The following is a 14,450-nucleotide window of genomic DNA, read 5'->3' as shown; positions in this document are numbered from 1 at the left end:
TTACGTCGCACTCTGCGTCGTCCGTGCCATCGTGGTAGAAAAGCACTTTTGCGGCAGTGGCTGCGGTTTTGACTATCGTTGCGCACGCTCCAGCGTGGGAATGCCGGTCTTGACGCTCCGCGTCAAACATCTGCGCGGCAGCGTAAAAATCAAAACCGGACCTCGTCTTCTCCTTCTGAAAAAACCCGAAAATCCCTGTTGAGTGATTTTATTATCAGTTGTACGATGACTTACGACATCGGCACTGACCCGGTGATCCTCTAACAATTATGTCCTCCAGGGTGTTCGAATAATGAATCCACAAGAACTGAAGTCCATCCTCTCATCCGGTCTGCTGTCCTTCCCGGTTACCGATTTCAATGCCCAGGGCGACTTCCACCGCGCCGGCTACATCAAACGTCTCGAGTGGCTGGCCCCTTATGGCGCAAGCGCTTTGTTCGCCGCGGGCGGCACCGGTGAGTTTTTCTCCCTGGCTGCCAGCGAATACTCCGAAATCATCAAGACTGCCGTCGACACCTGCGCCACCAGCGTGCCAATCCTGGCCGGTGTAGGCGGTGCGACTCGTCAGGCCATCGAGTACGCTCAGGAAGCCGAGCGTCTGGGCGCCAAGGGCTTGCTGCTGCTGCCGCACTACCTGACCGAAGCCAGCCAGGACGGCGTTGCCGCGCACGTCGAAGCCGTGTGCAAATCGGTGAAGATCGGTGTGGTGGTCTACAACCGTAATGTCTGCCGCCTGACGCCAACCCTGCTGGAACAACTGGCCGAGCGTTGCCCGAACCTGATCGGTTACAAGGATGGCCTGGGTGATATCGAACTGATGGTTTCGATCCGCCGCCGTCTCGGTGACCGCTTCTCGTACCTGGGCGGCCTGCCGACCGCTGAAGTCTATGCCGCGGCCTACAAGGCGCTGGGCGTGCCGGTCTACTCGTCCGCAGTGTTCAACTTCGTACCGAAACTGGCGATGGACTTCTACCACGCCATCGCCCGCGACGATCATCAGGCGGTCGGTAAATACATCGACGATTTCTTCCTGCCTTACCTGGAAATCCGCAACCGCAAGGCTGGCTATGCCGTGAGCATCGTCAAGGCCGGCGCGAAGATCGCCGGTTATGACGCAGGTCCGGTACGCGCACCATTGACCGATCTGACGCCAGACGAGTGCGACATGCTCGCTGCACTGATGGACAAGCAAGGCAAGCAATAACACCTGCCACGACAAAGCCGCTGAGCGATCAGCGGTTTTTTCGTTGCACTGCATGACCATTACAGGTGGCAGAGGTCGTCGCCGTGACGCTGCCAAGGGGCCTGTAACGCTACACCCAAAAAACAGCTTTACCCGCGTAAAAAAATAATCAGTGGGAGCTCTACCATGCAAAAGTCCAAGCCGACGCACGTCCGCTATTTGATCCTGTTGATGCTGTTTCTGGTCACCACGATCAACTACGCTGACCGCGCCACCATCGCTATCGCTGGTTCCAGCATTCAGAAAGACCTGGGCATCAGTGCCGTCACGCTGGGCTATATTTTCTCCGCATTCGGCTGGGCCTACGTGGCCGGTCAGATTCCCGGTGGCTGGCTGCTCGACCGTTTCGGGTCGAAGAAAGTCTACGCCATGAGCATTTTCACCTGGTCGCTGTTCACCCTGCTGCAAGGCTATGTGGGCGAGTTCGGCGTCTCCACGGCAATCGTTGCGCTGTTCATGCTGCGCTTTCTGGTCGGTCTGGCCGAAGCGCCTTCCTTCCCGGGTAACGCGCGCATTGTCGCCGCCTGGTTCCCGACCGCCGAACGCGGCACTGCTTCGGCGATCTTCAACTCGGCGCAGTACTTCGCCACCGTGCTGTTCGCTCCGCTGATGGGCTGGATTGTCTACACCTACGGCTGGCAGCACGTGTTCGTCGTGATGGGCGCGTTCGGTATCGTGTTCTCCATGATCTGGATGAAGGTCATCTACGGCCCGCGCAACCACCCGATGATCAACGAGGCCGAACTGGAGCACATTTCCAGCAATGGCGCGCTGGTCGATCTGGATCAGGACAAGGGCAAAGGCACACAAAAAACAGCCAGCAGCGGCCCCAAGTGGGATTACATCCGCCAGTTGCTGACCAACCGCATGATGCTGGGTATATACCTTAGCCAATACTGCATCAACGGCATCACCTACTTCTTCCTGACCTGGTTCCCGGTGTACCTGGTTCAGGAGCGCGGCATGACCATCCTCAAGGCCGGCATCATCGCGTCTCTGCCGGCGATCTGCGGTTTCATCGGCGGCGTGTTGGGCGGGATCATTTCCGACTACCTGCTGCGCAAGGGCCATTCGCTGACCTTCGCGCGCAAGGCGCCGATCATCGGTGGCCTGCTGCTGTCGACCTCGATCGTGACCTGCAACTACGTCGATGTCGAATGGGTGGTCGTGGGCTTCATGGCCCTGGCATTCTTCGGCAAGGGCGTGGGTGCGCTGGGCTGGGCTGTGATGTCCGACGTATCGCCCAAGCAGATCGCCGGTTTGAGCGGCGGCCTGTTCAACACCTTCGGTAACATTGCATCGATCACCACTCCGATCGTGATTGGCTACATCATCAGCAGCACCGGCTCGTTCAAATGGGCGCTAGTGTTCGTGGGCGCCAACGCGCTGGTGGCGGTGATCAGTTACATTTTCATCGTGGGTGAAATCAAGCGTGTGGAATTGAAAGAGCCGCCTGCCAAGGGGCCATTGCTGAACGACTCGGTCAGCGACCTTTCCGAAGCAAAATCCTGAGGAAACCGTGATGAACCTGATTCAACATGCCGATTCGCCACGTTATATCCGGCTGCATCCGCTGGATAACGTCGTGGTTGTGGTCAACGACCAGGGTGTGCCGGCCGGAACCGAATTCGACAACGGCCTGGTCACTGTCGATAACGTACCGCAGAGCCACAAGGTCAGTACCGTTGACCTGGCCGTGGGCGAGGCCGTGATTCGTTACGGCCACACCATTGGCTATGCACTGCAACCGATACCGCGCGGCAGTTGGGTCAGGGAAGACCAACTGCGCATGCCTTCCGCGCCGGCGCTCGACAGCCTGCCGATGTCCGATGCGGTGCCGGAAAAGCAGGCGCCGCTCGAGGGTTACACCTTCGAAGGCTATCGCAACGCCGACGGCACCGTGGGCACTCGCAACATTCTGGGCATCACCACCACCGTGCAGTGCGTGACCGGTGTGCTCGACCATGCGGTCAAACGCATCCGTGACGAACTGTTGCCCAAGTACCCGAACGTCGATGACGTCGTGGCGCTGACCCACAGCTATGGCTGCGGCGTGGCCATTACGGCCACCGATGCCTACATCCCGATCCGCACGGTGCGTAACCTGGCACGCAACCCGAATCTGGGTGGCGAGGCGCTGGTGATAAGCCTGGGCTGCGAGAAGTTGCAGGCCGGGCAGGTCATGCATGAGGGCGACAGCTCGGTGGACCTCAGCGAGCCTTGGCTGTATCGGCTGCAGGACTCCAGCCACGGTTTCAATGAAATGATCGAGCAGATCATGGAGCTGGCCGAGACGCGTTTGAAAAAGCTGGATCTGCGGCGTCGCGAAACGGTTCCGGCGTCGGAGTTGATTCTGGGCATGCAGTGCGGCGGCAGTGATGCGTTTTCCGGCATTACCGCCAACCCGGCGCTGGGTTACGCATCGGACCTGCTGTTGCGCGCTGGGGCTACGGTGATGTTTTCTGAAGTGACCGAAGTGCGGGATGCTATCTATTTGCTGACTTCCCGCGCACAGGATCAGGACGTCGCACAGGCGCTGGTGCGGGAGATGGACTGGTACGATCGCTATCTGGCCAAAGGCGAGGCAGACCGCAGCGCCAACACCACGCCGGGCAACAAGAAGGGCGGGTTGTCGAACATCGTCGAGAAGTCTCTGGGATCGATCGTCAAATCAGGCAGCAGCGCCATCAACGGCGTACTCGGCCCGGGCGAGCGGGTCAGCGGCAAGGGATTGATCTTCTGCGCGACACCGGCCAGTGACTTTGTCTGCGGCACCTTGCAACTGGCTGCCGGCATGAACCTGCATGTGTTCACCACAGGACGCGGTACGCCGTATGGTCTGGCGATGGCGCCGGTGGTGAAGGTTTCGACCCGTACCGAACTGGCCCAGCGCTGGCCTGACCTGATCGATATAGACGCCGGACGCATCGCGACCGGACGCGCGAGCATCGAGGACCTGGGCTGGGAGCTTTTCCACTTCTACCTGGACGTGGCCAGCGGCAAGAAGAAGACCTGGACCGAGCATTACCGCCTGCACAACGACATCACGCTCTTCAACCCGGCACCGATTACCTGACTGGAGCGTCACGAACGGCATGCCCACGCTGTGGACTGCAGTTCCCGACGCTCTGCGTCGCAAGAGGACGCGGAGCGTCCAGAAAGGCATACGACGCAGAGCGCCGCACGATAGTTGAGATGATCGTTCCGCACGCTCCGCGTGGGAATGCAGTTCCCGACGCTCTGCGTCGCAAGAGGACGCAGAGCGTCTGGAAAGGCATACGACGCAGAGCGCCGCACGATAGTTGCGATGATCGTTCCGCACGCTCCGCGTGAGGAACGATGTGCGGGTAAATACGCCTACCTTGCCCATGCGCTGCCTGGGCATGCCGTTCTGAACGCTCTGCGTCCGTTCTTGCCTGTGCGCTGAGCACCCGGTCACAATCCGAAATATTCTCTGAACTTTAAGGTCCTTTTTGACCTCTTCTACAGTAGGGCAGCCGGTCTGGCTGCCTTCGTTGATGGTGCAGGAGATTTCAAATGGGTTGGATATCGGAAAATCATTTGTGGTTGTTCGCAGCGCTGACCGCCCTGATCGTGATTTCGGACATCTGGGCAGTACTGCGTATTCGCAAGAGCAAGACACAATCCAGCAACAAGCTGATGTGGATCATTGTCGTTGTTGCCGTGCCGATCGTTGGCGTGCTGGCTCTGCTGATTGCGGGTCCGAGTCATGTGGACACACCGGCCAGACCTGAGCAGCAAAGCACCAAGTACTGACCCCGCTTTTCAAAAATACCCCGCCTGCGGGCGTGGGTATTTTCCCTTGTAGACCGCTCCCTTCTGTTTTTCGACACCTTTGCTCACGAAGGTGAAATATCGGCTGGCAAAAATAAAAATCTCTGCAATTCTTCTGCAATGGTGAGGTGTTTACATGCTTGCCATCCAGACCTGAACAAGGAGAAAGCGTATGTCGATCTTGACCAAGTGGGCGTTACAGGCAGCTGCGTTGTTTGTGCTGGGCTGGATGGCAGTTTCGGTGGCGAGCTGGAGCAATCACGTTGCCAATGGCACCGGCAGTGATCGGCTGGCAGAGCTGAATGCTGGCGTATTGAGCAGCCAGGTGCTGGCTGTGTCATCGTCTCCCGCAGCGCAAGGCGAGTAATCCTGCCGCATCAGCGCGGGAGCACCGGCACTTTTCTGCAGGCAAAAAAATGGCCCACAACGGGGTGGGCCAAATGGGATTCATCAAAGGAGTAGGGCCAATTTACGCAGCCGGACGTGAAGGGGATGTGAAACGGATGTCATGGAAACGAGAAGTGGTTGGATAATTCAAGCGGCGTCATGACGGGGTGAAGCAGCGTCGCCCATTGCCTGGCAACGCTGTATGGATTAATTCGCGGAGAGGGCGTCGGTCTAGCGGGCGGCCGTCTGAACGCTTATTTCAGCGGCTGCGCGGCGTGCCATATGCGGCAGCGAATGAGGCGCGTCGATTCTGGATTTCATGCGGTCGGCAAATTCTCTGGCTTCCTGCCAGCTCCGGCATTTGACCGGGTAGTCGTCCAGTATTACAACCCATGCGTCGCCATATACACCTTCTTCAATTCGGATGAGCATTGTTGGCATCTCCTTTCAGTGAGGGTAAGTCTGTGCCGGGTCATCGGCGCTAAAGCTGACGCACGAAATCCTGCGCCGAAAATCGGTGTCTCGCTACAAAAAATTACAATTCCCGATGAGTGCGCACAGCCTGCCAGCAAACGGGCTCTGCGGCTATCGAGGCTGTGTTCGTGGGCAAGCCTGACTCAGAAATGTGACAGGCTGATGGATAAGCGCCGATCAGAACGCCAGCTTGAAGCCGATGGTGCCCAGCATGATGGCAAGGAAGGGCCGTAGCAGGTCATCGGAGACGCGGCCGGCCATGTGGCTGCCCAGGTAGATACCGGGCAGTGAGCCCATCAGCAGCCAGCCCAGCAATTCCCAGTTCATGTTGCCCATGCTCGCATGACCCAGGCCTGCGACCAGCGTGAGAGGCACCGCGTGGGCGATCTCCGTACCCACCAGACGCCGGGTCGGCAGCAGTGGATAGAGGATGAACAATGCCACCGTGCCCAGCGCGCCTGCACCGATGGAGGTGAGTGCAACCATGGTGCCGAGGATCAGGCCGGTGATGACGGTCAGTACCGTCAGGCTGGTGCCGCTGAAAAACGAGTAGCCGTCTCCTCGCCGGTGAGCGAAGGCCAGCAGTTTTTTCTTGAACAGCACGGCGAGTGCAGTGAGCAGCAGCACGAACCCGAGTGCCTGCTTGATGATCGCATTGAGCGCTTCGGGGGCGGTATGCAGGGTGCTCAGAAACCACAGCGTCATGAGCACCGCCGGGACGCTGCCCAGGGTCAGCAGCCCGGTGACTTTCCAGTCGATGTTGTCGTGCTTGCGATGGACCAGAACCCCGCCGGATTTGGTAATCGCCGCGTACAGCAAGTCCGTGCCGACCGCCGTGGCCGGATTGATGCCGAACCACAACAGTATCGGCGTCATCAGCGAGCCGCCGCCGACCCCGGTCATGCCAACGATGAAACCGACTACCAGACCTGCAACGACGAAACCCAGACCACCCGCTTCCATATCCAACCTTTTTCAAGCAAACGCATAGGCAAAAAGTGGCGGGCAGCATAACGGCTTGTGGTGTAAACGGTTATGAAGATGTGTTCTAAGGTTATAACCGTTTGTCGCGCACGATTGCCGCTTCCGCGGCTTCGGCAGCACTCTGCAGGCGTTGGTTCGGGCCGATCCAGTTCAGAAGAGCCTCGGCTTCGATGGGTTTGGCGATCAGGTAGCCCTGGCCTTCATCGCAACCCCACTGCTTGACCAGGCGACGAATCTCATCGGTTTCGATGCCCTCGGCCACGACCCAGTAACCGAGTTTCTTGGCCAGACCGATCAATGCCTTGACCAGACGCTGATCGGTTTTGTCGGACGCCAGATTGCGGATCAGCGACTGGTCGAGCTTGACTGTCGTCGCAGGCAACTGCCGCAGGTAATTCCAGTTGCTGTAGCCCGTGCCGAAGTCATCGATTGCCACATCCATGCCCATCTGACGCATGCGCTCCAGCTGGTGGCGTACTTCTGCCGGGTTGTGCATCAGCGCGCCTTCAGTGAACTCCAGCTCGAAGCGGGTAGGGTCGATCTTGTGCTTGCCCAGCAGACGGATCATCCGGTCAGTGAACGCAGGGCCGGTGAGGTCTTCGGGCGTCACGTTGATCGCAATACGGAAATCGAAGCCCTGTTGCTGCCAGCGAGCGGCCTGTTCGATGGCACGGGTCAGCACCCAAAGACTCAGCGGGCGCATCAGCGCGGTCTTCTCGGCCAGCGGCACGAACTCGGCAGGCCCGATGGCCCCGAGTGTCGGGTGATTCCAGCGCAGCAAGGCCTCTACTGACGTACACAGGCCGGAGTCGAGGTCGATACGCGGCTGGTAGACCAGACGCAGTTGATCGTGAGCGTGCACCGCACCGGTCAACGAACTCAGCAGTTTGAAAGCACGCTGCTGGGCGGCGTCGAAGTGCGGTTCATACATCGCCCAGCCGAGATCGCGGTCGCGGGCATCGTCGGCGGCGCTGATCACCATGCGCATCCAGTCCTGTTCTTCGACCGGATTGCGGTTCAGGGTCACGACCCCGAGCCCGACCTGCATCTGAACGGGAATGCCCCGACACTCAACGGGCGTCTCGAAGTCTTTGAGGATGGTGCGGAACAGGTGTTCGGGGGTACGTTCCCCTGCCAACAGAAAGCCGAAGCGCGTAGGGCTGACCTTGTACAGTGAGCAGGTTGGCGGCAGCAGGCTCTCCAGGCGGCTCTTGATCGCCGTCACCAGATCCTGCGAAAAGCTGTAACCCAGGGCCTTGACGATGTCGTTGAGGAACGCGGAGGTAATCATGTCCACCACGACCAACTGATAATCGACACTGGATGCCACTGCCTGAGTGATGTCTTCCTGCAGGCGCGAGCGGTTGTACAGGCCGGTGGGCTGATCAATGAAGCAACTGAGTCTCAGGCCGACAATGCGCTTCATCACCAGTGAGGCAAAGCGCTTGAGCATCTGCGTCTGGTATTCGCTCATCGGCTCGCGCGGCTTGGTGTCGATCACGCACAGGCTGCCCAGGGCAATGCCGTCATCGGTGATCAGTGGCGCGCCTGCGTAGTAACGAATGTCAGGGTGGCCGGTCACCAGGCTGTTGTTCACGAAGCGTTGGTCGAGCGTCGCGTCGGGAATCTCGAACAGCGTGTCGGACAGGATGGTGTAGGCGCAGAAGGACACGTTACGCGGTGTTTCACGGGCATTCAGGCCCACCCTGGCGCGGAACCACTGACGATGCTCATCGACGATCGAGATCAGGGCAATCGGCGTCTCGAAAAATGCAGCGGTCATCGCGACGATTTCATCGAATACGTCATCGGACGTATCTTCAAGCACGCACAGCTCCCGTATGCGCAACAGACGTTGCGTTTCATTCAGGGGAATGGGGGCACTGGCGTTCATGACGATTCTCAATGGGTGCTCGATGATGACTATATGACATCACGAAACTCACTTTAACAGACGAAAAGATTCCGACCACAGCGGCGAGATACCGATTAATCGGCCGCAGATCGGATTTTTTGAACGGTATCGTTGTTCAAGCCGCGCACGGCGAGGGGTTGGCCGTTTGTTTACGGTAGCTTGCGAGCACTACCATTCGTCGACTGGCCGAAAATAAGTGAATCGAGCGTCATCATGCAGGCTCTTCGGCTACCTTTTCACATGCTGAGTGAGCAAAGGCCTCATCGTATGAAGGCGTGTGTTGCTTGCCTGCTCTCTCTGAAAATGAGCTCACCCATCGCAAGGTAATCAGGAGCCACACCATGAACATCGAGGTGCGACCCGCCCGCATGGCGGACGCTGATGCCATCAGCCGCGTGATATTGGCGGCCTTGCGAACCAGCAATGCCAAGGACTATCCCGCCAGTGTGATCGAGCGCGTGCAATTGAGTTTCAGCCCGGCTGCGATCGAGCGGCTCATGCAGCAGCGGCAAGTATTCGTGGCGTCAGAGGGCAACGTGGTGGTGGGCACTGCGAGTCTGGAGGGAGAGATCGTGCGTTCGGTATTCGTCGACCCTGACAGGCATCGGCAGGGGATCGGGCGTTTGTTGATGGCCGAGCTGGAGGTTGTCGCACGCAAGGCGGGCGCGGCGCGGATGGTTGTACCGTCATCCTTGACTGCGCGGGAGTTCTATCTGGCACTGGGCTTCAGCGTGGTGCGGGAACATCTGGAGGGAGAAGAGCGCACGTTTATCATGGAGCGGCAACTGTGCGTCTGAGGCATTCCATGCCTTAAGCGGTAACTTCCTGCATTTCCTGAAGTTGATAGTGCGCGTACAGCGTGCTGGCGATCAGCGTGCAGAATACTTTCAGGGTATCGAGGGTATTGGCATCATCGAGTGGCGCAGGCTTGGTATCCAGGCCGCACAGGGTGCCGAAGAAATCGCCGTTGGGAAAAATGATCGGCAACGAGAAATAGCTCTGGAAACCATACATTTTAGTAATGGGATGTTCTGCGTAGACGGGGTCGGTCGCGACTTCGTTGATCACGATAGGCTGGCGATGCTGACGCAATTCATTGCAGAACGTGGTCTCCAGCTTGAGCTGATGACCGGCTTCCAGCCCGAACTGGATTTCGTCGTAAACAGCGCATGCAGTCCAGCTGGCCTCGGTGACTTTGGCGATTGCCGCAAATCTCAGCCCGGTCAGCCGGGTTACCAGCCGTAGCAGACTGGAAGTGGCCTCGATTTCACTGATGACTGCCAGCTCTGCGGAAGTCAGGTTGTTGTTCAAAATGTCTCATCCTGGTCATAAAAGCACTGATGCGGCCTTGGCAGTACGCCGGGCGCTGCCGATCCCGTGCAGGAAGTGATCGTGTCATACCTGATCGTGGCTTACATGAAATATTTTGTTGTTCGCCGCCAACTATCGAATGAGTTTAATGCCCCTGTCAACGTTACGGGCTTTTTCAATTAGTCTGAGCTCGTCAACAGGTCTTCATGGATCCTATTTCAACTAGTGACGCAATGCGTCTGACAGGCTGTCAGCAGAGGGGGGCGGCTTGCAGGTTTTGAAAGGAGGGGGGCTGTAGGAGCGGGACCGTTATCGGTTTTTTGTCGAGCGCGACTGGCTCTATAAAAGAAGGGCAGCAGACGAATCTGCTGCCCTTCTGTCATGCCTGGTCAGCGTGGATGCCAGGATTACGTCTTGAAGCGCAGAACCAGATCATTCAGGTTGACCGCCAACTGCGAAAGTTCGGTGCTGGCGATCAGGGTCTGCCGCGTGCCTTCGCTGCTCTGCACGGCCAGGTCACGAATGCTGACCAGGCTTCTGTCGACATCGCGCGCGACATGCGCCTGCTGCTCGGAGGCCGCCGCGATCTGCAGGTTACGGTTATTGATTTCGAGTACAGAGTCGGTGATCTGGCGCAGCGACTCTCCGGCGTCTTCTGCGGTCTTGCGAGTGCTGTGAACTTCCTGAGTGCTCTTCTGCATGGACTCGACCGTGGCGGAAGAACCGGCCTGAATCGCGGAAATCATCTGTTCGACTTCTTGCGTGGACGTCTGTGTGCGGTGCGCCAGAGCCCGTACTTCATCGGCTACCACAGCGAAGCCGCGACCCTGTTCGCCAGCACGCGCAGCTTCGATGGCGGCGTTGAGTGCCAGCAGGTTGGTCTGTTCGGCAATGCCGCGAATCACGCCCAATACTTTGCTGATGTTCTGAGCCTGACCGGCAAGCGCAGTAACCTGCGCGGAAGAGCCCTCGACCAGGCCTGTCAGGTTCTGCATGGCGGTCAGGGTTTCAGCAACGCGCTGGTTACCCAGATCGGCGGAAAGGCTCGACTGTTGGGCAGCCTGCGAGGTCGACGTAGCATTACGAGCGACCTCTTCTACGGCAGCACTCATTTCGTTTACCGCGGTAGCTGCCTGCTCGATTTCGCTGTTCTGCTGTTGCAGTGTGCGGTCGGCGCTTTCGGTGATCGACGTCATTTCGACGGCGGCGGTGCTCAGTTGCGCGGACGCGCCGGAAATTTCATGAATGGTGGTGCGCAGATTCCCCGACATGGTGTTGAGCGCAGTCATCAAGCGTGATGCTTCATCACTGCCGCTAACGCTTAATTGCCGGGTCAGATCGCCGGCGGCAATGTCTTCCGCCAGTTTCAGCGAGATGCTGATCGGGTCGACAATGCTGCGTGTCAGGGCAATCGCGAGTACCACGGTAAGCAGGAACGCTGCGATCAGCACAGTCATCAACACGTTGACGCTGTGGTCGTAGACTGCAGTGGCATCTTTCCCGGAGACGACCGCTTCTTCAGCATTGTGCCCGCGTAGCGCAGTAAGTTTTTCCTGATAGGCAGTGGCCTTTTGGGCTTGCTCGCCGTTGGCAAGGGAAACCGCTCTTTCGTGATCAGAACTGTCCAGCGCGACAACCTGTTTCAAGCCGTCAATGTAAACACCCATCTTGTTATTGGCTTCTTCGAATTGCGCCCGGTCGGCTTCCCCCGACAGCAGGTGTTTTTGATAGAAGTCGCTGTTGGTACGCAGTGCCTCGATCGCTTCCCGGACCTTGGCCTCTGCGGTGGCGTGTACGCTCGGATCGTTGCTGGCGAGCATCCTGATGCTTTCCAGGCGGGCGTGAAGCAGGGCGATCTGAATGTCGTCGACGACCTGGATGCTGGGCAGTGAGTTTTCTTCTATGTTCTGCTCGGCGACGCGCAAGTGGCCGATCTGTACATAGGAGAAGGCACCCAGACCGATCAACAGCAAGGTAATGACGCCAAAGCACAGGGAGGCCCTGCGTGAAATACTTAACGATCTGAGGTTCATGGTTGCCTCCAGCGGCAAAACAGGCGGAAGGCAAGTACTTTCCTTCCAATAACTGTTTTTCTGCTGAAAACGAGAGAGCTTTAACAAAACAGCCATGAAAGTTATTTCATAATGGCTTTATGCAATCATTCGCTGTCAGGCAACCGTATGTTATGAAAAAGTTCCAGTAATACTGTGAACAAAGTTAACCGTTAGTCGGGTGAATGTTATTAAAGTATTCGCTCTAATAATACAACTCCAAAAGCATGGATCCATCAGTCCTGAACGTCAAGCTGCGGACTCTTCAACCGGTTCGACCAACGTGTCCAGAAAACCTGCGATGCATCCCATGCAGGCCATTCGTTCTTCTACATGGGGCATGTGACTGGACTCTTCAAAAACAGACCAACTGATGTTGGGGACGTTATCCACATAGGGCTTCACGACAAGCGGTGTGGCTTCGTCATACTTCCCGGAAATCAGCAAGGTCGGAACGCTGATGCGTTTCAGGCGATTGACGATGGTCCAGTCCTTCATCGTGCCGATAACGTGAAACTCGGTAGGGCCATTCATGGCGTGGTAGACGGTCGGATCGGCGTCAATCGCGTCGAAGGTACGTTTTACCTCCTCCGGCCATGGGGTGATGCGGCAGACATGGCGGTCATAAAATACCCGCGAGGCTTTCAGGTATTCCGGGTCTTTCAAGGTTCCCGCCTCTTCGTGCTTGAGCAACGTAGCCTGCACATCGGCTGGCAGATCCTCGCGCAGCCGGTTGGCCTCGTTTACCCAAGTGAGCATGTCTGCGGGGGAGTTGGCGATGATCAGTGCCTTAAGCCCGTTGGATGAGTTTTCGGGCGAAGGTTCACGCACGGCATGCTCTGCCGCCAGCATGCCGCCCCACGACTGGCCCAGCAATGCGTAGTCGTTTTCGATGCCCAGGTGCTCAAGCAGGTTGTCGAGTTCGCTCAAGAACAGATCGACCGTCCAGAAGTCATCACCTTTTTTTGGCAGTCGAGTCGACTTTCCGTTACCCAACTGATCGTAGTGGATAACGGCCCGGCCGGTGCTGGCGATGTCCTTGAACGAATCGACGTAGTCATGCGTACAACCGGGGCCGCCGTGCAGAATGACCAGTGGTGTGCCGGGACCGTGCAGGTCACCTGTGATGCGATACCACGTCTGATGTTCGCCAAAGGGCGCGAAACCTTCCTTGATCGTCATATCTGCCATGTCGCCGGTCCCTGCTGGATAGTTTGGGGGCACCATAGCGCGGCGTCTTGCGTCTCATAACTATAGAAAATGATAGGTTTTGGCCGATAAACCGGTCAGTGGTCGAGTAAACGGTAGTGAACGGCACGCACCACCGCCTGTACACGGTTTTTGGCCCCCAGCTTCTGCATGGCCGAATTCAGGTGCAAGGTCACCGTGGCGACAGAACGGTTGAGCTGATCGGCAATCTCTCTGGCCGTCAGTCCCTCGGCAGACCAGCTCAGGCATTCGCGCTCGCGCGGGGTCAGCCTGATCGCATTGCACGAGCGAATTTTCTGGTCGAACAGCGGGTAGGCGACCTCCTGAAAGGCGTGAGCAAGCAGGCCAAACTCGGCCAGGCTCTGGCGCGCGTCCTCGAGGGCGACGTCGCTGCCGTCCGCACACAGACCGGTCAGTGTGGCGAAACCGCCTTTGGGCATGTGGATCGGCACCGTCACGCCACAGGTCATGTGTGAGTCATGCAGGTAGCGCACCACTGGCTTGTGCATATCCGTGATGAACGTTTTCAGGACCGTCTCGGCCCTGGGCTGGTATGACCATACAAAAGGCGAGACGCTGGCGACGGCCAGGTGTTGCACCGGATCGATCTGGTAATAGCCCTGACTGCACCAAAGCGCGTACCAGTCCGCAGGCGTATTGCGCAATGACAGCAGCGACGGGGTGATCAGTGCTCCATCATGGGACACCGGCACCGGGCTGTAGTCGTAAATCACGGCATCGAATCCGAGATCCGATGCCAGCAGCAGCGCGCAATCCATTTGCTGATCCAGCGTGGATGCAGACTGCAGCCGCGAATTGAAATCCGACAACCTGATATGCATGGCATGACCTCCTTTGTCATTGAGCCGATGTAGGGCTCTAGGCTCTGTACGAAAAGTGGCTGCGCTCGGTGATGCTTCGTTAAAAACAGGCTCGGATGCGAGTCCAATCGGAATGCTCATTTACAACACGTAGAGTCGAACGCGACCCCGGCCGTTCCTCGCCTGTTTTTGCCTCGCCTGACCTTCGCTCGCCGACTTTTCGTACAAAGCCTAATATAACAATTAGCAAGGACGGTGCC

The 14,450-nt window shown here is 57.9% G+C and carries 13 protein-coding genes and 2 pseudogenes; 7 read left to right on the top strand and 8 right to left on the bottom strand.

The genetic code is table 11. The features are described from left to right. The 6 genes and pseudogenes from GE543_RS27255 to GE543_RS11485 form a co-directional block, all read left to right on the top strand. Positions 1-202, top strand: a pseudogene (locus GE543_RS27255) (hypothetical protein); the annotation flags it as partial. Positions 203-292: 90 nt separating this feature from the next. Further along, complete coding sequence (gene kdgD, locus GE543_RS11505) at positions 293-1,204, top strand: 5-dehydro-4-deoxyglucarate dehydratase (protein ID WP_003313748.1); 912 nt, start codon at positions 293-295, stop codon at positions 1,202-1,204. 165 nt (positions 1,205-1,369) lie between these two features. Further along, positions 1,370-2,755 (top strand): MFS transporter, encoded by a 1,386-nt coding sequence (locus GE543_RS11500; RefSeq protein WP_153221485.1) that lies wholly within the window; start codon positions 1,370-1,372, stop codon positions 2,753-2,755. A gap of 10 nt (positions 2,756-2,765) precedes the next feature. Next, the gene (gene garD, locus GE543_RS11495) at positions 2,766-4,319 is read left to right on the top strand and encodes a galactarate dehydratase (RefSeq protein ID WP_003368648.1); all 1,554 of its coding nucleotides are present in this window, start codon (positions 2,766-2,768) and stop codon (positions 4,317-4,319) included. Positions 4,320-4,780: 461 nt separating this feature from the next. Then, positions 4,781-5,020, top strand: coding sequence for a PLDc N-terminal domain-containing protein (locus tag GE543_RS11490; protein WP_003368647.1), 240 nt, complete (start codon positions 4,781-4,783; stop codon positions 5,018-5,020). Between the two features lie 190 nt (positions 5,021-5,210). Then, positions 5,211-5,405 carry a hypothetical protein gene (locus GE543_RS11485; RefSeq protein WP_032699733.1) on the top strand — a complete coding sequence of 65 codons (195 nt, stop codon included), beginning with the start codon at positions 5,211-5,213 and terminating at the stop codon, positions 5,403-5,405. Between the two features lie 251 nt (positions 5,406-5,656). Here the strand turns inward: GE543_RS11485 and GE543_RS11480 are convergent, their stop codons facing one another. The 3 genes from GE543_RS11480 to GE543_RS11470 form a co-directional block, all read right to left on the bottom strand. Then, complete coding sequence (locus GE543_RS11480) at positions 5,657-5,857, bottom strand: hypothetical protein (RefSeq protein WP_153221484.1); 201 nt, start codon at positions 5,855-5,857, stop codon at positions 5,657-5,659. A gap of 219 nt (positions 5,858-6,076) precedes the next feature. Then, positions 6,077-6,862 carry a sulfite exporter TauE/SafE family protein gene (locus GE543_RS11475; RefSeq protein ID WP_003419013.1) on the bottom strand — a complete coding sequence of 262 codons (786 nt, stop codon included), beginning with the start codon at positions 6,860-6,862 and terminating at the stop codon, positions 6,077-6,079. Positions 6,863-6,953: 91 nt separating this feature from the next. Further along, positions 6,954-8,777, bottom strand: a complete 1,824-nt coding sequence (locus tag GE543_RS11470; protein WP_153221483.1) for an EAL domain-containing protein — start codon at positions 8,775-8,777, stop codon at positions 6,954-6,956. A 362-nt stretch (positions 8,778-9,139) separates the two neighbouring features. Here GE543_RS11470 and GE543_RS11465 point away from each other — a divergent pair, with 362 nt between their 5' ends. Next, positions 9,140-9,595: a GNAT family N-acetyltransferase gene (locus GE543_RS11465; RefSeq protein ID WP_153221482.1), complete on the top strand. Its 456-nt coding sequence runs from the start codon at positions 9,140-9,142 to the stop codon at positions 9,593-9,595. A gap of 13 nt (positions 9,596-9,608) precedes the next feature. Here the strand turns inward: GE543_RS11465 and GE543_RS11460 are convergent, their stop codons facing one another. The 5 genes and pseudogenes from GE543_RS11460 to GE543_RS11445 form a co-directional block, all read right to left on the bottom strand. Beyond that, entirely contained in the window at positions 9,609-10,109 is a 501-nt protein-coding gene (locus tag GE543_RS11460; protein WP_004411778.1) for a GAF domain-containing protein, read from the bottom strand. 407 nt (positions 10,110-10,516) lie between these two features. Beyond that, positions 10,517-11,305, bottom strand: coding sequence for a methyl-accepting chemotaxis protein (locus GE543_RS27850; RefSeq protein ID WP_371927152.1), 789 nt, complete (start codon positions 11,303-11,305; stop codon positions 10,517-10,519). Positions 11,306-11,374: 69 nt separating this feature from the next. Next, positions 11,375-12,142 (bottom strand): annotated as a pseudogene (locus tag GE543_RS27845) (MCP four helix bundle domain-containing protein); the annotation flags it as partial. A 267-nt stretch (positions 12,143-12,409) separates the two neighbouring features. After that, positions 12,410-13,351: a proline iminopeptidase-family hydrolase gene (locus GE543_RS11450; RefSeq protein ID WP_153221480.1), complete on the bottom strand. Its 942-nt coding sequence runs from the start codon at positions 13,349-13,351 to the stop codon at positions 12,410-12,412. A gap of 95 nt (positions 13,352-13,446) precedes the next feature. Next, complete coding sequence (locus GE543_RS11445; RefSeq protein WP_003368638.1) at positions 13,447-14,211, bottom strand: LuxR family transcriptional regulator; 765 nt, start codon at positions 14,209-14,211, stop codon at positions 13,447-13,449. Between the last annotated feature and the right edge of the window lie 239 nt (positions 14,212-14,450).

It is taken from the genome of Pseudomonas sp. SZ57 (genome assembly GCF_009495975.1).
In the GTDB taxonomy this organism is placed as follows: domain Bacteria; phylum Pseudomonadota; class Gammaproteobacteria; order Pseudomonadales; family Pseudomonadaceae; genus Aquipseudomonas; species Aquipseudomonas syringae.
This window is presented reverse-complemented; position numbering and strand designations above follow the sequence as displayed.